Raw genomic sequence first — 23,391 nt, forward strand, 5'->3', positions numbered from 1 at the left:
AAGGTAACGGAAAACTATGGCAATTCTACAGATTGGTGCAGGCGGCGTTGGCTGGGTAGTTGCACACAAAGCAGCACAAAACAACGACGTTCTGGGTGATATCACAATCGCATCACGTACCGTAGGTAAGTGTGAGAAAATCATCGAATCGATTCAGAAGAAAAACAATCTGAAAGATTCAACTAAGAAACTAGAAGCTCGTGCAGTAAATGCTGACGACGTAGATTCTCTTGTTGCTTTGATTGAAGAAGTGAAACCGGACCTAGTTATCAACGCTGGTCCTCCTTGGGTAAACATGCCAATCATGGAAGCGTGTTACCGAGCAAAAGTTTCATACCTAGATACATCAGTTGCGGTTGACCTATGTTCAGAAGGTCAACAAGTCCCTGAAGCTTACGATTGGCAATGGGGCTACCGTGAGAAGTTCGAAGAAGCGGGTATCACTGGCATCTTAGGCGCTGGTTTCGATCCAGGCGTAGTTTCTGTGTTTGCAGCATACGCAGTAAAACACCTGTTCGACGAGATCGACACAATCGACGTGATGGATGTAAACGCGGGTGATCACGGTAAGAAGTTTGCGACGAACTTTGACCCAGAAACCAATATGCTAGAGATCCAAGGTGACTCTTTCTACTGGGAAAATGGCGAGTGGAAGCAAGTACCTTGTCACTCACGTATGCTTGAGTTCGAATTCCCGAACTGTGGCTCGCACAAAGTGTACTCAATGGCACACGACGAAGTGCGTTCAATGAAAGAGTTCATCCCTGCGAAACGTATTGAGTTCTGGATGGGCTTCGGTGATCGTTACCTTAACTACTTCAACGTAATGCGCGACATCGGCCTACTAAGTCCAGATCCGCTAACGCTGCACGATGGCACAGTAGTACAGCCTCTACATGTATTGAAAGCACTACTACCAGATCCAACCTCTCTAGCGCCAGGTTACACAGGTTTAACGTGTATCGGTACTTGGGTTCAAGGTAAGAAAGACGGCAAAGAGCGTAGCGTATTCATCTACAACAACGCTGACCACGAAGTGGCATACGAAGATGTAGAGCATCAAGCGATCTCTTACACAACAGGTGTACCAGCGATCACAGCTGCACTTCAATTCTTCCGTGGCAAGTGGGCTGACAAAGGCGTGTTCAACATGGAGCAGCTAGACCCAGATCCGTTCCTAGAAACAATGCCAGAAATCGGTCTAGATTGGCATGTTCAGGAGCTGGAACCGGCTCAAGGCCTACCAGTTATCCATGCTTTGAAGTAATTCTTGTTATTTGCCTCTGTGGCTTTGTCGAACGTGCCCATTTACATTCGTAAACTCCACGCGTTTTCCTCGCTACAGAGACAAATTTTGGCGAATTACAAACATAGTTAAATAATTAAAATCTAAGCCGATGCAACTGCGTCGGCTTTGTTCGATTTTATAGTGGCTTCGTTCAGGCGAAAGCCCTCAAGGTATTAACATGCAACACAATGAACTAAAAACTCCGTACTTCATGATTAATGAAGACAAGCTGATTGCGAACCTAGAGAAAGCAAAACAGCTAAAAGAAATCTCAGGTGTAAAGCTTGTGCTAGCACTGAAGTGTTTCTCTACTTGGGGTGTGTTTGACATCATCAAGCCTTACTTAGACGGCACGACCAGCTCCGGTCCATTCGAAGTAAAACTTGGCTACGAAACGTTTGGTGGCGAAACGCACGCCTACAGTGTGGGTTACAGCGAAGATGACGTACGTGAAGTTGCAGACATCTGTGACAAAATGATTTTCAACTCGCAATCTCAACTTGCAGCTTACCGCCACATCGTTGAAGGCAAAGCGTCGATTGGTCTGCGTTTGAACCCAGGCGTAAGCTACGCGGGTCAAGACCTCGCAAACCCTGCGCGCAAATTCTCTCGCTTAGGTGTACAAGCCGATCACATCAAACCTGAAGTATTTGAAGGTATTGATGGCGTGATGTTCCATATGAATTGTGAGAACAAAGATGTAGACGCGTTTATCGGCCTATTAGACGCGATTTCAGTGCAGTTTGGCGAATACCTAAACAAGCTGGATTGGGTGAGCATGGGCGGCGGTGTGTTCTTCACGTGGCCGGGTTACGATATTGAGAAGCTAGGTCTAGCGCTAAAAGCATTCTCTGAGAAGCACGGCGTGCAAATGTACCTAGAGCCGGGTGAAGCCATCATCACTAAGACGACAGACTTAGTGGTTACTGTGGTCGATATCGTTGAGAACGTGAAGAAGACAGCAATTGTTGACTCTGCAACTGAAGCACACCGTCTTGATACGCTGATTTACAATGAACCAGCTTCCATTCTAGAGGCATCTGACAACGGCGAGCACGAGTACGTGATTGGTTCGTGTTCATGTCTTGCCGGTGATCAGTTCTGTGTGGCGAATTTTGATCAGCCACTAGAGATTGGTCAACGTCTGCACATTCTAGACAGCGCTGGTTACACGATGGTGAAACTAAACTGGTTCAATGGTCTACGTATGCCTTCTGTTTACTGTGAGCGTTCAAGCGGCGAGATTCAAAAACTGAATGAGTTTGACTACTCAGACTTCAAACGCTCATTGTCACAGTGGTCTGTGAAGTAATGTTTTTCTCATGCTTACAATGACAAAGAGCAGCTATTTATAGCTGCTCTTTTTCTATGAATAAAAGGCTAAATCGACTAGCTTTCAATTATCACTCTGGTGTCTTCGCTGAGCGCTTCTAACTCGTTCGCCACATCTTCGATTTCCAATTCGCTTGGCAGCTTGATAGCCATTTTGGCGCTGAACAAGCTAGAACTCACACCGCCACCCCCGGCAATAAATACGCGTTGGCAATCCATATCTAAAATAGAGATGCCTTGTGCATCCAGAACGTGAGTGATTTCATTGACGATACCTGCACGGTCATTGGAATCGAGACGAAGTTGGAAAATGGTATCTTCTTTGTGTGAGTGAGGCTCTGAATCCACAAATTTAACTACTAGAGTCTGGCAGGCTGAAAACGCTTCTTTCACCGTGTCCGCGTTTTCTTCAGGTAACTCAACTTTTATCACCCCAGCGACTTGGTCTTCAATAAAGTTTACTTTACTGATTAACCATTTGCCTCCGTTTTCATGAGTAACAGCAGCCAGTTGTTTGATAGTCGCCGGTGATGCTTGACCGACAAAGTTAACGATAAACACAGTGTTCATGATGTCCCCTCCTGGAATAAGGTTTGGACGCAGTGCGGTGGAACGCATCGCTTAAGTTATTGGAATAAGTCCTTTTCTTCAGTGTAGGTCCTAGGAAGGGGTTATGTTTGATAGAAGTCAATTTTTCACACTAATTCGCGAAGCAAATAATCAAAACAGTGCACTAGATACAAAAAGAGCAGCCGTTTGGCTGCTCTTCATTAATGTCGTTCAATATGGTTGGCTTAGAACGTTACTTTCAGCTCTACGCCGTAAAACTGACTGTCGTAGCTTGCACCTGCGTCCATGGCAAACTTCGCAACATCTTGATTGCCGAACCAAGGTGAGGAGTTGAATTTCAATTCAGCGCTGCCGCCCCATGCGTCAGTCACCCAGTGGTGGATATGACCAACAGGGTTTAGGAAGAAGAGAGAAACGTCGCCTGCAGTTTCTGAACCTAACACTTCGCCGCCATTTGCTACGATGTCTTGCTCTGCTGTTAGCATCATTTCACCCACGACCGCACCAAAGAATGGCGTGATAAAGATGTCCTGCCAAGAAGGGACTTCTGCAAACGCTTCAACACCGTATTCCCAGAAGAAAGTAGACATGGTGGCAGAGTACAAGAATGATTCAAATTCGTTGTAACCTGCATGTCTTGCCGCTGTGTAGTAAACACCGCCAAAGTATGGGTGCATGATGTAGTTTAGGAAGTGTTCGTCACGGTCCCATACCGGGCCATCAGAAACGTTATCTTTCCATTTGCTACCCAGCTTACTCATGTCGCGGTCTTCTTCGTCCCACTTCGTAATGCTTTCAGGAAGAAACGTCATCAAACCAACAGTAGCCACACTCAGGCCAAGGATGGTGTACGTCTGGCCCATTAGGTAATCCCAGTCCTTATCTTGAGGAACGATAAGGTGTCTAGGCTGAAGGCCTGCGTCAAGATTTAAAGAATCATCGTTATTCTGTTCAAAAGCAAGACTGCGATTTTGAGATTCGAAGGTGTACAGATTGGTTGTTTCGCAGTAACCTGACATACAATCAGGCGTGTAAGAAAACTCTGAGTGGCGGCTCATATCGTACTGGCTCGCGTTAGCAACGGCCGACGTCGTCAGTAAGAGTCCTGCGAGAGTCTTCTTGAACATGGATGATTTTGACACAAAGGTCTCCGAGTTAATGGTTTGATGATCGGGCTCACAATTATCCCTTAAAAGAAAACCCATTTAAATACTTGACCTTAATTTAATCCCAACAAATTGACTAAGCGATTAGTCTGATAAAAAGAAAACGATATAAGTGCTCCGTATAGAAATAGAATTGTGCTTATGTTCAGGAGTCAGTTGTGAAAATTGCAATGCTAAGTACTGGTGAGGAAGTGCTTCACGGAGATATTGTTGATACTAACGCGGCGTGGCTGTCGAGTTTGTTTTATCAGCATGGGTTTGGTTTAACCAAACGATCCACTGTGGGAGACAAGCAGTCGAGCTTAATCGAAGAGTTTTTAATGCTGAGCTTCAACAATGACGTAGTCATTGTTAACGGTGGATTGGGGCCAACGACCGACGACATGAGCGCCGCAGCGGCAGCGAAAGCGGCTGAGTGCAAACTGGTATTGTTTAAAGAATGGCTAGAGCAACTGGAGAGCATGTATGCTCGGCGTGGCATTCCTATGCCTGATAGCAATTTAAAACAAGCCATGCTACCTGAAATCGCAGAAATTTTAGACAATCCTATTGGCACGGCATGTGGCTTTAAAATGCTGATCAATGACGCGATTTTTTATTTTACTCCTGGTGTACCAAGCGAATTCAAATTGATGGCAGAAACACAAATTTTGCCTGATCTTCGAAGAGTATTTCCTGATGTAAAAGGTTCATGCTGTAGTCGAATCTACACTTTTGGTCTTTCTGAATCTGGGATCTCGGATAAGTTGGATCAGCTAAAACTGCCACAAGGCTATGAGCTTGGGTATCGCTCTTATCTGCCTTTTATTGAAGTGAAGCTGTTTGGCCCGGCAGATCAGCTTGAACAACGTTTGAAGCTGATGCAGTTGATCAACAAGCACCTCGAAAGCAATACGGTTAGCATCGACCTTCCGATGGTTGAGCATGTAGGACAACTGCTGGCGGATAAAGATCTCACACTTTCTGTGTCTGAAAAAAGCAGTGCTGGATATTTAACCTACTGGTTAAACAGTGATGAAAATGCAGAAAAGCAGTTGGGTCACGGTTGGGTACTGGCAGGGCGTAACCAAACTGTAAATCATGAGGGCGATCCATTGGCTGCGACATTTGCGTTAGCGGGAGCGACTCGCGAAAAGTGCGCTACCGATTTAGCATTAGTGACCGGACAGGTTGAAGGTGGGGTATTTTCTGTCGCCTTGTCTACACCATCAGGTGAATGGGGCGCGTCTTATAAGTTAGTGAAAAAGTATCAGCGTGACGACCAAGTGAAAGTGATCAGTACCGCAGCGCTGGATTTATTACGCCGTTACTTAGAGCGAAAACCTATGTTTGCCCACTATGCGTTTTTAGAGAAAGTGAAAGAGATGAATATCCCTAACAGCGCACTTTAGGCTATTCACCATCTACAGATAACAAAAAGCCAAGGCGATCGCCTTGGCTTTTTCGTGTTTCTTCGTCTGGAACTATGCGCGCTTTTCTTTCATCGCGTAGTTCACACCAGTCAGCGAAACGCTTGATTTGGCTTTACAGATACAAGGGAGAATCTCATCACCTTGCGTGTAAGCCATGGCAAAACCAACATACTCCACTTCACCAGATTCTAATTTACAACGACAAGCACCGCAGTGACCGTCGCGACAGTTGTATTCTGGAAGTAAGCCCGCCTGTTCCATGGTCTCCAAAATGGTATTGGATGGGTTGGATTCAATGCTAACAAGTTTGTTGATTTTGATGGTTGGCATTACAGCTCGAACCCTTCAAAGTCGTCTGCGCGAACTTCGTTGTCAATCTGACCGACTAGGTAAGACGAAATTTCCGCTTCTTGAGGCGCTACTTGAACGTTATCTGAAGACAACCAAGCGTTAATCCATGGGATTGGGTTGGTTGTTGCTTCTGGGTACGCTGCTGGTAGGCCTACCGCTTGCATACGGATGTTGGTGATGTACTCAACGTATTGGCTCAGGATGTCTTTGTTCAAGCCGATCATTGAACCGTCTTTGAACAAGTACTCTGCCCATTCCTTCTCTTGCTCTGCCGCTTCTTTGAATAGGTCAAAACAGTCTTGTTTTGCTTCTTCTGCGATTTGCATGAATGAGAAGTCATCTTGACCGTTACGTAGCAGGTTGATCATGTGCTGCGTGCCATTCAAGTGAAGCGCTTCATCACGAGCGATCAGCTTGATGATTTTCGCGTTACCTTCCATTAGCTCACGCTCTGCGAAAGCGAATGAACACGCGAAACTTACGTAGAAACGGATTGCTTCTAGCGCGTTTACAGACATCAGACAGATGTACAGTTTCTTCTTAAGATCGTACAGGCTGATTTTAACCGTTTCACCGTTGATAACGTGCTCACCCTCACCGTAGCGGTGGTAGTCGTTAGTCGTTTGGATTAGATCATCGTAGTAGTGTGCGATGTCTTTAGCACGTTTTAGAATGTGCTCGTTCTCTACGATGTCGTCAAATACAACACTTGGATCATTCACGATGTTACGAATGATATGAGTGTATGAACGAGAGTGAATCGTTTCAGAGAAAGACCAAGTTTCAATCCATGTTTCTAGCTCAGGAAGAGAAACGAGTGGAAGTAGTGCCACGTTTGGGCTACGACCTTGGATTGAGTCTAGAAGCGTTTGGTACTTCAAGTTAGAGATGAAGATGTGCTTCTCGTGGTCTGGCAGTTTGTTGTAGTCGATACGATCGCTAGATACGTCAACTTCTTCTGGACGCCAGAAGAAAGACAGTTGCTTTTCGATAAGCTTTTCGAAAATTTCGAATTTTTGTTGGTCGTAACGAGCAACGTTTACTGATTGACCAAGGAACATAGGTTCTTTTAGTTGGTCATTTTTGTTCTGGTTAAAAGTACTGTAAGCCATAATGCCTCAATTCCTTTTAGACCTCCCCATAAGGGGAGGTGTTCGATATTCTGTTACTGCGGATTGTTAGGGTAGGGAAGATTAAATCTTACAACCGCCGCCTGCACAATCGTCATCTTGTGGTTGAACTGCGTCTTTCTGGTCGTCTTTCGCACCATCACGAGTGTTATGGTAGTAAAGCGTCTTAACACCAAACTTATACGCTGTAAGTAGGTCTTGAAGAAGTTTCTTCATTGGAACCTTGCCCGTCTCGTAACGCGATGGGTCGTAGTTTGTGTTTGCAGAGATCGCTTGGTCAACGAATTTCTGCATGATGCCAACAAGGTGAAGGTAACCGTCGTTAGAACCGATATTCCAAAGCAGTTCGTAGTTGTTTTTCAGTTCAGTGAACTCAGGAACAACTTGCTTCAAGATACCATCTTTTGATGCTTTTACAGATACGTAACCGCGTGGTGGCTCAATACCGTTTGTTGCGTTCGAGATCTGAGAAGAGGTCTCAGAAGGCATTAGCGCTGTCAGCGTTGAGTTACGAAGACCGTGTTCCATGATTTCTTGACGTAGGCTGTCCCAATCGTAGTGCAGCTCTTCATCACAAATTAGGTCGATATCTTTCTTGTAAGTGTCGATTGGCAGTAAGCCTTTCGCGTAGTTTGTTTCGTGGAACGAAGGACACTTGCCTTGTTCTTTTGCTAGCGCTACTGATGCTTTTAGCAAGTAGTATTGCATTGCTTCAAACGTGCGGTGAGTCAGGCCATTTGCGCTGCCGTCAGAGTATTTCACTCCGTGCTTCGCTAGGTAGTAAGCGAAGTTGATAACACCAACACCTAGCGTACGACGGTTCATTGTTGACTTGTACGCCGCTGGTAGTGGGTAATCTTGGTAATCCAGTAGTGCATCTAGAGCGCGAACAACAAGATCAGAAAGCTCTTCGAAATCATCTAGAGATTTGATTGCGCCAAGGTTGAACGCGGAAAGCGTACATAGTGCAATCTCACCTGAATCATCTTCAACGTTAGTCAGTGGTTTAGTTGGAAGTGCGATTTCCAGACATAGGTTAGACTGACGAACTGGCGCAACTTCAGAGTCGAATGGGCTGTGAGTGTTACAGTGGTCTACGTTCTGAATGTAGATACGACCTGTTGAAGCACGCTCTTGCATGAGTAGCGAGAACATTTCGATGGCTTTTACCGTTTCCTTCTTAACTGAAGGATCGTTCTCGTATTTCACGTATAGACGTTCAAATTCTTCTTGGTTCTCGAAGAATGCGTCGTATAGACCCGGTACGTCTGAAGGTGAGAATAGAGTGATGTTGCCACCCTCAACCAGACGTTGGTACATCAGTTTGTTTAGCTGTACGCCGTAATCCATGTGACGAACGCGGTTCTCTTCAACACCACGGTTGTTCTTTAGCACCATTAGTGAACGTGCTTCGCCGTGCCACATTGGGTAGAACACCGTTGCTGCACCACCACGTACACCACCTTGAGAACAACATTTTACGGCTGTTTGGAAGTACTTGTAGAACGGGATACAACCTGTGTGGAATGCTTCACCGCCACGGATTTCAGAACCTAGCGCACGAATGCGACCCGCGTTGATACCGATACCAGCACGTTGAGATACGTAACGAACAATAGAACTTGCAGTTGCGTTGATAGAATCTAGGCTGTCACCACACTCAATCAGTACGCATGAGCTGAACTGACGAGTAGGGGTACGTACACCAGACATAATTGGTGTAGGTAGAGAGATTTTAAATGTTGACGTCGCATCGTAGAAACGCTTGATGTAGTCAAGACGTGTTTCTTTCGGGTAGTTAGCGAACAGGCAAGCCGACACTAGAATGTAAAGGAACTGAGCACTTTCGTAGATCTCGCCAGACACACGGTTTTGCACGAAGTACTTGCCTTCAAGCTGTTTGACCGCAGCGTAAGAGAAGTTAAGGTCGCGTTTGTGGTCGATGTAAGAATCTAGTTCGTCCAGTTCAGCTTTCGAGTAGTCTTCAAGGATATGTTGGTCGTACTTACCCATATCTACAAGACGAGACACGTGATCAAACAGCGTTGGCGGCTCATATTGGCCGTACGCTTTTTTACGTAGGTGGAATACCGCTAGGCGAGCAGCTAGGTATTGGTAATCCGGGGTCTCTTCAGAGATCAGGTCTGCCGCTGACTTGATGATAGTCTCGTGGATATCTGTCGTTGTGATACCGTCGTAAAACTGGATGTGAGCGCGAAGTTCTACTTGAGAGACTGAAACGTTATTTAGACCTTCTGCAGCCCAAGTGATAACGCGATGGATTTTATCCAGATCAATACTTTCTTTACGGCCATCACGCTTAGTGACGGTAAGTTGTTGGTTCATTCTGCTTTATTTCCCTAAGAAAACTGATAAAAGCCGTATTTTTGTTTGTTTATGTGCAAAGTTTGTAAAGCTTGCGGCGGCTTTGTGATCAAAGTCTATCTATATATTGTAGCTTAAACACAACATATAGGGGTTCATTTGTTTGCGGGTTACAAGATAGTGCTATTGCACTGATTTATCAAGGTACAGATTTGGGATGACTTGTGGATAAGTAATAAAATAAAAAAATTCAGTAAGTGAACACTAACCGATGAGAAAAGGGCTGACTTGAATGGGGAAAACTAAGCTTTGAAGATCGGTTTATAAATAACCGCCCTCAAAAAAAAATTCCTTGATCTTTGCCTGTTTTTATTTGCGAAAAATGGGTTGGTTAAAATGGAATCTAGAACACGAATTTCATACATAAAAAGACAAAAAAAGCGGCAACTTTGTGCTACCGCTTTTGATTCATTTTATGACTGAAATGTCAATCACAAGAAGGCGTTTTTAATATAACGCCGTTCAGTATTTTTTAGTGTGGACGATGTAGTTTACATCTACATTACGACCTAGCTTATAGCTGTCATTTAGCGGGTTGTAATGAAGGCCTGTGATGCCCATTTCAGTCAAATCTGTTTGGTCGATCATCTTCATCATTTCAGCAGGTTTGATGAACTTTTCATGATCGTGCGTGCCTTCTGGCACAATCTTCAATAGTTTTTCTGCGCCTACAATCGCAAACAAGTACGACTTGATGTTGCGGTTTAACGTCGAGAAGAACACATGTCCTCCAGGCTTAACCAACGCGGCACATGAACGAATTACAGAGAGTGGGTCTGGCACGTGTTCTAGCATTTCCATGCAGGTCACGACATCGTAAGTCCCAGCATTTTCCGCAGCGTGGTCTTCGATGGTACTTTGGATGTAGGTCAGTTTAGTCCCTGTCTCCAATGCATGTAGGCGAGCAACTTCTAGTGGCTCTTTACCCATATCTAGACCAGTCACGGTGGCACCTTCCTTTGCCATGCTTTCCGCTAAGATGCCGCCGCCACAACCAACATCGAGAACTTTCTTGCCGAAAAGGCCATCGGCTTTTTCTAGGACATAGTTCAAGCGAAGCGGATTAATTTGATGAAGAGGTTTGAACTCGCCTTCTAAATCCCACCAACGAGAAGCCATCTCTTCGAATTTCTTAATTTCACTAGGGTCGACGTTTTGTGCTTTAGTCATGATAGTTATTTTGCTTCGCTAATAGTCCTTTGGAAGGCGAGATTATACTCTAATGGTACGATACGTTTAAACTGCTTCTTTTCTCACAATCGTTACAGGAGACATTTTTGGCGACAGTTGGTGGAAATGTAGTCAGTTTTCAGAAAGATATGGGATGAATGTGCAATTTCTCTTCATTTAACTCATAACGAAGCTCACAACCTGATAAAACGAGCGGGAAAGTGATGCCCCAGTGATGAATTGTGTGTTATATTTTTGCACCTTACACGTATCGTAATTACGATCAGAAAATAGAGGGATAATGGCTCTATGAGCGATTTAGCTAAAGAGATCACGCCCGTAAACATTGAAGATGAGCTTAGAGGTTCATACCTAGACTACGCGATGTCAGTTATCGTGGGTCGTGCTCTTCCAGATGTGCGTGATGGCCTAAAACCAGTACACCGCCGCGTTTTATTCGCGATGAACGTACTAGGCAACGATTGGAACAAACCATATAAAAAATCAGCCCGTGTTGTCGGCGACGTAATCGGTAAATATCACCCGCACGGTGATAGTGCTGTGTACGACACAATCGTACGTATGGCTCAGCCGTTCTCACTTCGTTACATGCTGGTCGATGGTCAAGGTAACTTTGGCTCAATCGATGGCGACTCTGCTGCGGCAATGCGTTACACCGAAGTCCGTATGGCAAAAATTGCCCACGAACTTTTGGCTGACCTAGACAAAGAAACCGTAGACTACGTACCTAACTATGACGGTACAGAACAGATTCCAGCGGTTCTTCCAACCAAAATTCCAAACCTATTGGTAAACGGTGCTTCTGGTATCGCGGTAGGTATGGCAACCAACATCCCGCCACATAACCTTGGCGAAGTGATCGATGGCTGTCTTGCATACATCAATAATGAAGAAATCACTATTGATGAACTAATGGATTACATCCCTGGTCCAGATTTCCCAACTGCGGCGCTTATCAGCGGTCGTAAAGGCATTGTAGACGCGTACAAAACAGGTCGCGGTAAGATCTACATGCGTTCAAAAGCGGAAATCGAAACAGAGAAAAACGGTAAAGAAACCATCATCGTTACCGAAATTCCTTACCAAGTGAACAAAGCTCGTCTGATCGAGAAGATTGCTGAACTTGTTAAAGATAAGAAAGTTGAAGGCATCAGTGCGCTACGTGACGAATCTGACAAAGATGGTATGCGTATCGTTATTGAATGTAAGCGTGATGCAGTAGGCGAAGTGGTTCTTAACAACCTTTACGCTCAAACTCAGCTACAAACGACTTTCGGTATCAACATGGTTGCGCTGAACAATGGTCAGCCACAGCTATTCAACCTGAAAGATATGTTGAAGTGCTTTGTGGATCACCGTCGTGAAGTCGTGACTCGCCGTACTATCTTCGAATTGCGTAAAGCTCGTGAGCGTGCGCACATTCTTGAAGGTCTTGCACTTGCTCTAGCGAACATCGATGAAATCATCGACCTAATTCGTAAAGCGCCGACTCCTGCTGAAGCAAAAGCTGGTCTTATTGCTCGTGGTTGGGATCTAGGTAACGTAGCAGCAATGCTTGAGCGTGCTGGTACTGATGCGGCTCGCCCTGAATGGCTAGAGCCTCAATACGGTATCCGCGACGGTCAATACTTCCTGACTGAACAACAAGCGCAAGCAATTCTAGATCTACGTCTACATAAATTGACCGGTCTAGAACACGAGAAGATTCTTGCTGAATACAAAGAGCTTCTAGAAGAAATCGCTGAGTTAATGCACATTCTTGCAAGCACAGAGCGTTTGATGGAAGTGATTCGTGAAGAACTAGAAGCAGTTCGTGACGGATTTGCTGATGCACGCCGTACTGAAATCACAGCAGCTAGCCATGACATCGACATGGAAGAGCTGATTGCTCGTGAAGACGTAGTCGTAACTCTATCTCACGAAGGCTACGTTAAGTACCAAATCCTAAGCGACTACGAAGCACAGCGCCGTGGTGGTAAAGGTAAGAGTGCAACTCGAATGAAAGATGAAGACTACATTGAACGTCTTCTAGTGGCGAATACCCACGACAACATTCTATGTTTCTCTACTCGCGGTAAGACTTACCGTCTGAAAGTTTACCAATTGCCACTAGCGAGCCGTACTGCACGTGGTAAACCGATCGTGAACATCCTTCCATTGGAAGATGGTGAGCGTATCACTGCAATTCTTCCGGTTGATGAGTTCTCTGCAGACAAGTTCATCTTCATGGCAACTGGCGACGGTACCGTTAAGAAGACTTCTCTAGACCAGTTTGCGAACGTACGTTCAAACGGTCTAATTGCGGTGAACCTACGTGATGACGATTCTCTAATCGGCGTTGATATCACAACGGGTTCAAGCGACATCATGTTGTTCTCTAAAGCAGGTAAAGTTGTTCGCTTTAGCGAGGACAAAGTACGTGCAATGGGTCGTACCGCGGCCGGTGTCCGTGGTATGAAGCTGGCTGACGACGACCAAGTGGTTTCACTAATCGTTCCGTCTAACGAAGGCGACATCCTAACGGTTACTCAAAACGGTTACGGTAAACGTACTGAATTGGCTGAATACCCAACGAAAGGTCGTGCAACTCAGGGCGTTGTGTCTATCAAGGTTTCTGAGCGTAATGGCCCAGTAGTTGGCGCAGTGCAAGTAGAAGAAGGCGACGAGATGATGATGATCACCGACGCTGGTACTCTGGTTCGTACACGTGTAGCAGAAGTTAGCCAAGTAGGCCGTAACACTCAAGGTGTAACGCTGATCCGTACAGCAGAAGACGAGTCAGTTGTTGGTCTACAACGTATCGATGAAGTTGAAGAAGTGGAATTGCCAGAAGGCGAAGAAGCGGAAACAACAGAAGCGAATGCAGAACAGCAAGCTCCTGAAGCGCCAGCAGCAGACGACGCGGAAGAGGGCACAGAAGAGTAATCTTTTCCTTCATCGCTAAATATGAAAGCCGAGCAAGATGCTCGGCTTTTTTGTATCTTCATCAACGCAATCTCTCAACCAAACCAGTACACTAAGCTTATGTTTACTCACGGGTATCGCTATGTCTTTATGGTTCTTCATTGCCATCACTTTGATGGGGCTTTTTATCGTCGTTTTGTCACTTAGCGCTTCTAAAGTTAAGCCTACGCAGTGGTTTGGCTTTTGTTTGATGGTGTTAGCACTCACTAGCGCTGGCTACTTATTGTTGAAGCAAACCCCACCGCAACCTATCCAAGCGGAGATAGCTCGAATGATGACCTCGCGAGACATCATGGATGAAATACAGCAACAGCTAAAACACGAGCCTAATAACGATGAGCTTTGGTTTCAGTTAGGTCAAGGTTATCTGTTGGAGGGAGAATTTGATGCCGCGTTGATTTGTTTCGACTACGCACTCCAACTCACTGACAACGTAACCGCGACGCAACTTGCCGCTAAGGCGACAACATTATACTACCTGCATAAACAAGCGATGACTGATGAAGTCAGTTTACTATTAGAACAGGCGTTGCAACTTGAACCTTATAATGAAGCCGCATTGTCGTTGATAGCGAACGATCACTTCATTTCTTTCCGCTTTCAAGAAGCCATCGATACTTGGGTTCTACTCCTAGATTCCAATGACCCCAATTTAGACAGAGTGACGATCATCGAGTCCATCAACAAAGCGAAAAAGCTGATGTAAGTATACAATGTAGAGTAAAGAGGAAAGTCAGTATGAAGAAGCTAGAAGCGGGTTTGTTGGTATTGTTGTGCTGTACAGTGCTGGTGGGATGCTCGTCTCCTTCAACTGGTTCTTCATCTGTCTATTATTCGAGTGGGTATTACGACCCTTGGTGGTATGGTCACGATGACTATTGGATTTACTATTATCCGGGTTGCTGTGACAACGGACATGACCATCGAGAAAAGCTCGAGGCATGGTGGAATAGTCTCGACGACGATCAACAACAGTCAATCAAAGACAAAGTTGAAGATTGGAAAGATGGCGATATGAACGCCAACTTCGATAACATGAAGAGACAACTGGATAACCACTGGCAGACGTTGCCGGATGAACAAAAACAAGCGATTCAAGCAAAATGGCACGAGCGTCCCCAGCGTGTAGAAACAAAAACGTTACCAAAACAAACGACGTTGCCAGAATCAACATTGAAGACACAGCCATTACCCGCGCATAACGTGCCGCGTCCGATTACCAAGCCAAATATTCAGAGACCTCAGACTCGACCAAACATCCAACCGGTGCCAAGAATTCGTCGACGTTAATGGTTTACTTGCATTTTGATGATGTACTTCGACTAGAATGAACTGATGAAAACAAAGGGCGCAGAACGCGCCCTTTGTTGTTGCATCATAGGTGTCTAATCCTAATTTCGGTTTGACTAATAGGTTGCTTCTCGTTCGGCCGCTGCTTTATCCCAATCTGGCACGACGGTGTCTAAGAAGTGCTTTTTATCCGCGTTCATTTTTTCCATATCCATTCCTAAAGCTTCTTGGGCTTTTGCTTTGGTCGAGATATCTGGAATTTGAACAGGTTCAGTAATGCCTTTTGTTGCCAGTAAGCGTACCAATTTAGTACGAGCATCGGCGGCGCGATCAACTGCGGTACCGAGAACTTCCAGCGCCACTTCTGGTGCGTGCATGTGAACACCGTGAGAGGCGATCGCATAATCCCAACGCCATTGCGCATGGCGAATATCTTGGAGAATCGGCTTCATTTCTTTTTCCGTTGCTCCTGCTTTCCATGCTTCTCCAGCTTCAAAATGCGCCGCGACAATTTGCTTCTCGGCGGTCAATTTCATGTTCAACACCTGCGCTTTGCGTGACGACACGATGTTACGTAGCTGCTCTTTGGTTTGAGTATGGCACTGCGCACATGTGTCTTCGAAGCGGTCGAAAGGATTGCCTACTTTATGATCGGTATAAACGGTACCATCTGCTTTTGTCACCTTCGGCATATGGCAGTCGACGCAAACCACTTTGTTTTTGCCGTGAATCCCTTCACGCCAAGTCTCGAAGCCAGGGTGCTGTGCTTTTAGCATCGGTGCTTTAGAAACGGCGTGAGTCCAATCTTTAAAGTCCAACGCATCGTAATACTTCTCCATGTCACCGACCGTCGTACCCATATCCCAAGGGAATTTCACCGCTTTCGTTGGTCCTGTAAAGTAGTATTCGACATGGCACTGAGCACACACAGACGCTTGTTTATCAAGGCGTGACTGCTCATCAAAGTTTTTTCCAATTACATCGAATGCTCGCTCAACATAAGGTCTGGTTAGTGCTAGTTCTGGCTCGCCTTGGTTGAATTTTTCTGAGCGAGTGTCGTGACAATCAGAACATCCGATAGGATTGACGATTTCTGAGCCTAGACGTGCCCATTTACCAGAGAAGTAGCCATCCTCGCCACGTTCTTCTATCACGCGAGCGACATCAGGACTTTTACAACTCCAACATGCCATTGGCATTGGCCCGGAGTTTTCATCTGCTGGTGCGCCTGTCCTTAGGGTTTGCCTTACATCGTCGAGCGCATAAAAGTGACCTCGAGCCTTGTTGTAATCTTTAGCAAATCCGTAGCCAGCCCAAAGAATCACCATATTTGGGTCTTCACTTAGGGCGTCTTCAATATGTTTACTTTCTGATGTTGCCTTCCAAGAATGATATTGGTCAGGATGGTTTTGTTCGAAGGCGTCATTACGAGGATCAAGTCGATCGTTGTTTTCTGCCGCCAACACAGAGCCGGCCAATAATAATTGGCTAGCGAATAAGGTCGCAACCGCGATAGGTGCGCTCATCCAGTGTTTTATGCTCACGGTGTTATCTCCATATTCGTTTTTATTAGCAGCGTTGTGAGAAGCTATTCCAAATAAGAATCGGAGATCTACAAATAATATTATTGTGTAAATAAAGAGATGAAATAGTGAGCGGAATGAGTCTTGCTTTAGATCAATTTACACTAGTGATCTTAATCATGTTTAATTTCATATACCTCTAAAGTGGTATGATTCAATCCCCTTTATTGACAGTAGGTTAGAGGTGTAACCATTTTATAAATAAGGTGATTAAGTTCGCTTTTTGAACAGTACCTTCTACCTCTTAGGAATAATAGGGGTATTATGAATATAGGTTTAGCGTTGTGGCTTTCCAAAATAAGAATTGATGTCATTTGAAGATATAAAAATATCTTCAGAAGAAATTAATTGTCGCTCTATTAAATAGTTGAGAACAGTTATCAATTATTTTAGAGCTAAGGAAAGAAAAATATGGGCAATATAAAATTGACCATAGTGACAATGCTGAAATTTCTCTTCGCCTTTGCCATCTATGGTTTTTCTATCTCCGCCCATGCGATTTCATCAGAGCCTGTTGAGGGTGCACAAACCACTCGCCATCAAGTTGAGCTGATTCGTGACCGAGACTACAAATGTCTTCAATGTCATAAGGATGCCAAAGAAACTCTGAATTTGTCGCATGAGCCAGAAGCGCTGCTTAGCCAAGGTAAAACACTTAACTGCACAAACTGTCACAGCAATATCGGGCCAGATCACCGTGAAGGGGCACCTGATGTGATCAAGTTTGCTGCTGCGCAGTCAAAAGCAGTGCATGACAAGGTTTTTCTTGATCCAAGTACCATTCTCAAAGCGAATAGCCAGTGTGTAGATTGCCACGCTCCAACTCAGTTGAGAGAAAGTAATTGGACGCATGATGTTCATGCTAAAAATTTGACCTGTTCAAATTGTCACGATGTTCACGCTGCCAAAACGAAAGCGCTTTCTTACGACAGAAAACAGCTCATCAAACAATGTGTCGATTGCCACTCTCAGTTTGCTGCTGAACCTGAACTTGCAAAAGAAGAGGAGAGATAGCATGAAGTGTTCAAGACGAAATTTTTTAGCCAGTAGCGGCGCATTGATTTTGACCACTGGCGTTGCTGGCACTTCTGTTGTTAGTGCTTCTCTTTTTGCCAGTGACAGTGAGCAAACCAAACGTTTTGGCATGGTGCATGATGAAAATGCGTGTATAGGATGTACTGCGTGTACCGAAGCATGTCGCGAAGTGAATAAAGTGCCAGAAGGGGTGACCCGCCTAAAAATTCATCGCAGTGAACCCATTGGGGAATTTCCTGATGTTGAGTACCAGTTTACGCGTGAATCTTGTCAGCACTGTGATAATCCACCATGTGTGTATGTTTGCCCTACGGGTGCTGCGTACAAAGATGAAGCTACGGGCATAGTTGATGTGCACAAAGAGCGATGTGTCGGCTGTGGCTATTGTTTGGCTGCTTGTCCTTATCAAGTGCGCTTTTTCAACCCTGTTGACCATTCTGCAGACAAATGTAACTTTTGCCGTGATACCAACCTAGCACAAGGTAAGCAGCCAGCTTGCGTGGAATCTTGCCCAACAAAAGCACTCATCTTTGGTGATTTGAATGACCCAACTAGCGAGGTCAGCAAAGTCATTGATAACCATCTTGTGTATCGCGATAAGTCACATTTAGGAACGCAACCTAAGTTGTTTAAAATTCCGCATAACAAAGGGGAGGTGTCATCATGAACGGTTTTGAAAGTGCTTTCCATTTTGATTCATTAGTGTGGGATTGGATCATCGCGATTTACCTATTTTTAGCTGGGATGTCTGCTGGCGCAGTGATGATTTCTATCTACCTTAAACGCAAAGTCATTGAGGGTGATCCGGCGAACAATGGCATTATGAAAGCGATGGCTTGGCTCGCGCCATTTGGCATCATTTCCGGTTTGGTGATTTTGATTTTCCATTTAACTAAGCCACTCCAGTTTTGGAAAATCATGATTTACTACAACCCGACGTCGGTGATGTCGATGGGCGTTGTCTTGTTTCAAGTCTACATGGTTGTGTTGTTTGTTTGGATTGGCGTGATCTTTCGCCATCAAATCATCAGCTTTTGTGAAGGCAAATTACCGAGCGGATTACTCGACTTTGTGGATGGCGTTTTGTTCAAGGCTGGAAAGGTGAGTAATGCCATCGAGTTGTTCTTGGGTTTCTTGGCGATAGTACTGGCGGCATATACTGGCTTCCTACTATCGGCACTTAAAACCTACCCGATGCTCAACAATCCGGTGTTGCCGATTTTGTTCCTATTCTCAAGCCTTTCTTCGGGCGCAGCGGCATGTTTGATGTTCGGAATCTTAGTGTTTAAAGAGCCGACATCCAGTCCTAGTGTGTCATGGGTGCATGGCTTTGAACGTCCGGTTGTATTATTCGAGTTGTTCGTTTTAGTAACGTTCTTTACTGGCCTGATTTTCAGCGGGGGACAAAACGAAGTCGCAGCTTGGAATGCAATATCCAACGGCTTTTGGGCGCAGTGGTTCTGGGTTGGTGTTGTGTTGATTGGTATGTTGATGCCGCTAATATTGAACTGGTTAATGCCTTCTGAAGTTCGCCATAAAGGTAGTTACGTTTTTGTCGTGACGACATTGAGTTTGGTCGGCGTGCTGATGCTGCGTACGTTCATACTCTATGCTGGTCAAATGACCGTTGTCTAAGGAGGAACAATGGAGGCTGAACTAGGGTTCTTCTTACTGATTTTTGTCGCAATGGGGGCGAGTTGTTCCGCTGTACTGCATTGGTATCGCCGTGCAGCGGCTAAGCCCATTATGTTAGAACACCAACTTGCGACCTCACATCTCATCAGTTTGGCCTCTGTTGTTTGTCTATTACTGCTGATTGTCTGTTTTATCCAAGACAATTTTGCTCTTGAATATGTGGTCACTCATTCCAACAGCCAATTGCCAACCGCTTACAAGGTTGCAGCGGCATGGGGTGGGCACCAAGGCTCCATGCTGTTTTGGGTCGTGACGCTCAGTTTATGGGCATCATACATTGCTCTTAGTTCTCCGATTAACCAATGCTACACCGCAGATTGCCTTGGCATTATGAATGTTCTGATTGCCGTTTTTGCTTGGTTTACGTTAACAACGTCTAACCCTTTTGAGTTCGCAAAAACATTGGCGGTAGAAGGACGTGATTTGAATCCAATGCTGCAGGACATCGGATTGATCATTCATCCGCCACTTTTATATTTAGGTTACGTTGGTTATTCCGCCATTTTGGCGTTTGCACTTGCGGCGTTATTAAGCAAACGGCCTGTCAATGAATGGTACCGTTGTACGCGAAAGGCCGCGTATTTTGCCTGGGGAACCCTGACTGTTGGTATCCTTGTCGGCTCTTGGTGGGCATACAATGAACTTGGCTGGGGAGGCTGGTGGTTTTGGGACCCAGTAGAAAATGCCTCTTTATTGCCGTGGTTAACCGGCACTGCACTCCTGCACAGCGGAGTATTAGCAAAGAAAAATCAGGGAGCGTTGTGGAGTACATACGCGTTGGCGTTTGCGACCTTTAGTTTAAGCATTCTCGGGACATTTATCGTACGTTCTGGCGTATTAACGTCGGTGCATGCTTTTGCTGTGGATCCTACCAAAGGTTTAGCCCTGCTTGCTGTGCTTAGTGCGTTAGTATTGATGACGTTTGGCGTACTGATTGTGCGTGGAGATGCCATCAAACCATTTAGGTTACGTTCCTTGATCAGTCGAGCTTATATGGTGTATGTGGCCATTGGACTTTTGGTCATATCCACGGCGATCGTCTTTTTAGGTACGTTCTACCCGATGATTTATCAATTGCTAGGGTTGGGAAACATCTCTGTTGGTGCGCCGTATTTTAATAGCTTGATATTTCCTCTTAGTATTTTCGCTTTGTTGGCGTTAGCCATGACGCCAATTTTGCGGTGGACAAAAGGAGTGCGCGCGAACTGGAAAGGGCAATTCGCCTTCGCAAGTACAATCGCATTAGGTGTCGTAGCCGTCTTTATCTTGTCGGTTGATACCGTACGTATTGGGACAATTACAAGTGTATTTTTAGCTGCTTGGGTTATTGCTACGCACACTATGTTATGGCTGAATGCCGAAAATAAAGGGCCACTAATCAAGATGGTATTAGCACACGTCGGTTTTTCTGTAGCCGTTGTGGGAGCTGTCTTCAACAGTGAATACTCGTACCAATACAACTTGCGAGTAGAGCCTGGTGTTTCACATCAAAGAGCAAACATTGGTATCGATTATCAAGGTATGGATTGGGTGATAGGGCCAAATTACACCGCAGAACAAGCAAGGATCATTTTGCGCCTTGATGATCACACTCGCTATGTATTACAACCTGAAAAACGCCATTATCCCGTGCGAGTAATGAACATGACTGAGCCCGCGATTCTGAGTTTATGGCACGGAGACTATTATCTGACGTTGGGGGATAAAGTTGGCACAAACGCTTATGCGATAAAAGTTCAGTACCGGGCGGGGATTTGGTGGATATGGTCAGGCGGTTTGATAGCGGTGTTTGGCGCACTGACGACAGTGTATCGCAAAAGAAAGAGGGCCGTGAATGTCACCGAAAACTATGCCTAAACTATTCGGGTTATTTATTGTTGTTGCCGTCTTTTCAGTCGTGGTCGTTGCGGCGTTATCTGACCGTCCCCACGTTGAGCAAGCAAAGGAAAGCACGCTAATGGTTCCAAATTTCAGCGCTGTATCGGTTATCTCTGGAAAAGAGGTCACTCAGGTGTTGTTTCAAGACAATGGCTATAAGTTGCTGAATGTGTGGGCGTCATGGTGTGGGATCTGTAAGAAAGAACATGAAACACTTTTGCAGATAGCGGATGCGGGAGTGCCGATCATTGGTTTGAATTATCGAGATAATAACTCTGCCGCTCAAAACTACTTGAGCTCTAAAAACAATCCTTATCAAGACGTGATTAGTGACCCAAATGGCGAATTGGCGGTTGAGCTGGGAGTGATAGGTACACCAGAAACTTATCTTATTGATCAAAATGGCAAGGTTTTGATCAAATATCGGGGAGCAATCACGATCGACAAATGGAACTCAATATTTTCTAGGTATTTTAATGGCGCTATTTAAATATATATTTATTACCGTTTTTGCACTTGCATTATATTCTCCTGCGAGCAATGGGACTGAAATTAAACAGAACGTTGATCTTTTTGAATTTCAATCTGTAGAAGTGCAACAACGAGCAACCTCGCTCGCTAAGACATTGCGCTGCCCACAATGCCAAAACCAGAACTTGATTGAGTCCAATGCGCCAGCGGCTAAAGATCTTCGGTTAAAGGTCTATACCATGGTCAATGAAGGGAGCTCTGATCAGCAGGTAAAAGATTATTTGGTTGAACGATATGGAAATATTGTTCTGTATCAACCTCCATTTAATTATTCAACTGCGCTATTGTGGATCTTTCCTATTATATTTTTGATCTTTTTTGCTCTATTTTCGATCCGACTAATCAAGCGAAATTAATGTGACCATTATTCCAGTATGGAAAATAAATTGTGCATATAACAAGCAGAGTGTTATCATTTTTTGGAATTTATGAAGCCTCCAGTATAAAGCTAACGATAAAATTTGAGCTGGAGAAGTAATAAAAGAACAACAGTAGGTGTACGCAGTGGATTCAGTTATATTGCAGTTAAAGAAGGACTTTTATTCGCAGATTCGTGCGTTTCAAACACCGAAGCTGCCACAAGTGACTTCAACTCTCGCCGTCCTAACAGACGAAGAAATTCAAGAACTCGAAGCGGTATGGATAGAATTAGCGGTTTGGAAACGTAGCCAAACTCATTAAGATTCCTTTTCATGCTCTAACCTTTACCAACCCCAGGCAAAAATTTGTCTGGGGTTTTTTATTGTAGTTTTATAAAATTGTTATACTATAACAATTCATCAGCGCAGCAAGATAAGTGATCGTCTTTGTTTGCGGAAGGGGATAAGATCAACCCAATTGTGATCTCAACATTGAAAAATGCGGTATCAATCCCCATAGTTGAAGAGCAATAAGTGAATCCCATGAATGCAATAACAAAAACGCATCAAGCGCATCAAGCGCATCAAGCGCATCAAGCAATAAATCGAGTGAGTATAGATATGGCGGAAGTACGTGCCAGAGTAGATTTTAAAGTCGGGGCTAAAAGTAATATCGATGCTGAGATCCTGTCTTTCCGTGGCCTTAAGACAGATAAAGAGCATGTGGCAGTTATTTTTAAACAAGCGGATCAAACGCAAGACACGCCGCTAGTGCGTATGCATTCCGAGTGTCTGACTGGCGATGTTTTCCACTCATCTCGCTGTGACTGCGGTGAGCAGTTAGAAGAAACGATCCAACGTATGGGCGAATCTGGCGGCGTGATCCTTTACCTTCGCCAAGAGGGCCGTGGAATCGGTTTGTACAACAAGATTGATGCGTATCGTCTGCAAAGTCAGGGGATGAACACTTACGAAGCAAACAACCATTTAGGCTTTGATGATGATTTAAGAGACTTCACCGAAGCGGCACAAATGTTAGAAGCGTTAGGTATCAAGAAAATTCGTCTTGTGACCAATAACCCTAAGAAAATCCGTGAATTAGCGGAGTACGGAATTGAGATTGTCGAAGTTGTCAATACTTCGGCGCACATTAAAGATGGTAATGAAAACTATCTTAGAGCGAAAGTTTCTCACGGCAAACATAACCTAAAGGTTTAATCCTAAAGAGAAA

General features: G+C 44.8%; 21 protein-coding genes. 14 read left to right on the plus strand and 7 right to left on the minus strand.

Annotation, left to right across the window (positions count from 1 at the left end; genetic code table 11):
* The first annotated feature begins 16 nt into the window (after positions 1-16).
* Positions 17-1,267 carry a carboxynorspermidine synthase gene (locus tag ACYJZR_RS05845; RefSeq protein ID WP_020838767.1) on the plus strand — a complete coding sequence of 417 codons (1,251 nt, stop codon included), beginning with the start codon at positions 17-19 and terminating at the stop codon, positions 1,265-1,267.
* 199 nt (positions 1,268-1,466) lie between these two features.
* The gene (nspC, locus tag ACYJZR_RS05850; RefSeq protein WP_053301090.1) at positions 1,467-2,600 is read left to right on the plus strand and encodes a carboxynorspermidine decarboxylase; all 1,134 of its coding nucleotides are present in this window, start codon (positions 1,467-1,469) and stop codon (positions 2,598-2,600) included.
* 77 nt (positions 2,601-2,677) lie between these two features.
* Here nspC and ACYJZR_RS05855 read toward each other — a convergent pair whose 3' ends face one another.
* Both ACYJZR_RS05855 and ACYJZR_RS05860 read right to left on the minus strand, forming a co-directional pair.
* Positions 2,678-3,190, minus strand: coding sequence for a glycine cleavage system transcriptional repressor (locus ACYJZR_RS05855; protein WP_005483182.1), 513 nt, complete (start codon positions 3,188-3,190; stop codon positions 2,678-2,680).
* A 224-nt stretch (positions 3,191-3,414) separates the two neighbouring features.
* Entirely contained in the window at positions 3,415-4,317 is a 903-nt protein-coding gene (locus ACYJZR_RS05860; protein WP_021448933.1) for a DUF3943 domain-containing protein, read from the minus strand.
* A gap of 197 nt (positions 4,318-4,514) precedes the next feature.
* Here ACYJZR_RS05860 and ACYJZR_RS05865 point away from each other — a divergent pair, with 197 nt between their 5' ends.
* A complete protein-coding gene (locus ACYJZR_RS05865; RefSeq protein ID WP_406965867.1) occupies positions 4,515-5,747 on the plus strand; it encodes a CinA family nicotinamide mononucleotide deamidase-related protein in 1,233 nt (410 codons plus the stop codon).
* Between the two features lie 72 nt (positions 5,748-5,819).
* On the opposite strand, the gene yfaE is transcribed toward ACYJZR_RS05865, so the two are convergent.
* The 4 genes from yfaE to ubiG form a co-directional block, all read right to left on the minus strand.
* On the minus strand, positions 5,820-6,098 hold the full coding sequence (yfaE, locus tag ACYJZR_RS05870) for a class I ribonucleotide reductase maintenance protein YfaE (RefSeq protein WP_005457859.1): 279 nt from the start codon (positions 6,096-6,098) through the stop codon (positions 5,820-5,822).
* Complete coding sequence (gene nrdB, locus ACYJZR_RS05875) at positions 6,098-7,231, minus strand: class Ia ribonucleoside-diphosphate reductase subunit beta (protein ID WP_005494727.1); 1,134 nt, start codon at positions 7,229-7,231, stop codon at positions 6,098-6,100. Before nrdB ends, yfaE begins: the two co-directional genes overlap by 1 nt.
* Positions 7,232-7,312: 81 nt before the next feature.
* Entirely contained in the window at positions 7,313-9,595 is a 2,283-nt protein-coding gene (gene nrdA, locus ACYJZR_RS05880) for a class 1a ribonucleoside-diphosphate reductase subunit alpha (RefSeq protein ID WP_005457837.1), read from the minus strand.
* A 501-nt stretch (positions 9,596-10,096) separates the two neighbouring features.
* Positions 10,097-10,804, minus strand: a complete 708-nt coding sequence (gene ubiG / locus ACYJZR_RS05885; RefSeq protein WP_005483291.1) for a bifunctional 2-polyprenyl-6-hydroxyphenol methylase/3-demethylubiquinol 3-O-methyltransferase UbiG — start codon at positions 10,802-10,804, stop codon at positions 10,097-10,099.
* 309 nt (positions 10,805-11,113) lie between these two features.
* On the opposite strand from ubiG, the gene gyrA reads away from it, so the two are divergent.
* From gyrA to ACYJZR_RS05900, 3 genes are all read left to right on the plus strand, one after another.
* Positions 11,114-13,750: a DNA topoisomerase (ATP-hydrolyzing) subunit A gene (gene gyrA / locus ACYJZR_RS05890; RefSeq protein ID WP_020838768.1), complete on the plus strand. Its 2,637-nt coding sequence runs from the start codon at positions 11,114-11,116 to the stop codon at positions 13,748-13,750.
* 121 nt (positions 13,751-13,871) lie between these two features.
* Positions 13,872-14,495, plus strand: a complete 624-nt coding sequence (locus ACYJZR_RS05895) for a TPR domain-containing protein (protein ID WP_180764559.1) — start codon at positions 13,872-13,874, stop codon at positions 14,493-14,495.
* A gap of 32 nt (positions 14,496-14,527) precedes the next feature.
* Positions 14,528-15,079, plus strand: coding sequence for a hypothetical protein (locus ACYJZR_RS05900; protein WP_406965862.1), 552 nt, complete (start codon positions 14,528-14,530; stop codon positions 15,077-15,079).
* Between the two features lie 116 nt (positions 15,080-15,195).
* Here ACYJZR_RS05900 and nrfA read toward each other — a convergent pair whose 3' ends face one another.
* Positions 15,196-16,605 carry an ammonia-forming nitrite reductase cytochrome c552 subunit gene (gene nrfA / locus ACYJZR_RS05905; protein ID WP_029787236.1) on the minus strand — a complete coding sequence of 470 codons (1,410 nt, stop codon included), beginning with the start codon at positions 16,603-16,605 and terminating at the stop codon, positions 15,196-15,198.
* 468 nt (positions 16,606-17,073) lie between these two features.
* Between nrfA and nrfB the strand changes: the two genes are divergently transcribed.
* The 8 genes from nrfB to ribA all read left to right on the plus strand — a co-directional run bounded on the left by nrfB (position 17,074) and on the right by ribA (position 23,378).
* Positions 17,074-17,676: a cytochrome c nitrite reductase pentaheme subunit gene (gene nrfB, locus ACYJZR_RS05910; RefSeq protein WP_023623873.1), complete on the plus strand. Its 603-nt coding sequence runs from the start codon at positions 17,074-17,076 to the stop codon at positions 17,674-17,676.
* Position 17,677: 1 nt separating this feature from the next.
* A complete protein-coding gene (gene nrfC, locus ACYJZR_RS05915; protein ID WP_020838773.1) occupies positions 17,678-18,364 on the plus strand; it encodes a cytochrome c nitrite reductase Fe-S protein in 687 nt (228 codons plus the stop codon).
* Positions 18,361-19,332 carry a cytochrome c nitrite reductase subunit NrfD gene (gene nrfD / locus ACYJZR_RS05920; RefSeq protein ID WP_406965859.1) on the plus strand — a complete coding sequence of 324 codons (972 nt, stop codon included), beginning with the start codon at positions 18,361-18,363 and terminating at the stop codon, positions 19,330-19,332. Before nrfC ends, nrfD begins: the two co-directional genes overlap by 4 nt.
* 9 nt (positions 19,333-19,341) lie before the next feature.
* Positions 19,342-21,249 carry a heme lyase CcmF/NrfE family subunit gene (locus tag ACYJZR_RS05925; protein ID WP_270944337.1) on the plus strand — a complete coding sequence of 636 codons (1,908 nt, stop codon included), beginning with the start codon at positions 19,342-19,344 and terminating at the stop codon, positions 21,247-21,249.
* Positions 21,227-21,760 (plus strand): DsbE family thiol:disulfide interchange protein, encoded by a 534-nt coding sequence (locus ACYJZR_RS05930; protein ID WP_005457824.1) that lies wholly within the window; start codon positions 21,227-21,229, stop codon positions 21,758-21,760. Before ACYJZR_RS05925 ends, ACYJZR_RS05930 begins: the two co-directional genes overlap by 23 nt.
* Positions 21,747-22,157 carry a heme lyase NrfEFG subunit NrfF gene (nrfF, locus tag ACYJZR_RS05935; RefSeq protein WP_020838777.1) on the plus strand — a complete coding sequence of 137 codons (411 nt, stop codon included), beginning with the start codon at positions 21,747-21,749 and terminating at the stop codon, positions 22,155-22,157. The genes ACYJZR_RS05930 and nrfF overlap by 14 nt, the downstream gene beginning before the upstream one ends.
* Positions 22,158-22,305: 148 nt before the next feature.
* Positions 22,306-22,482 carry a hypothetical protein gene (locus tag ACYJZR_RS05940; RefSeq protein ID WP_005483239.1) on the plus strand — a complete coding sequence of 59 codons (177 nt, stop codon included), beginning with the start codon at positions 22,306-22,308 and terminating at the stop codon, positions 22,480-22,482.
* Positions 22,483-22,781: 299 nt separating this feature from the next.
* Positions 22,782-23,378, plus strand: a complete 597-nt coding sequence (ribA, locus tag ACYJZR_RS05945; RefSeq protein ID WP_005490705.1) for a GTP cyclohydrolase II — start codon at positions 22,782-22,784, stop codon at positions 23,376-23,378.
* Positions 23,379-23,391 lie beyond the last annotated feature (13 nt).

The organism is Vibrio sp. RC2502, assembly GCF_054850435.1.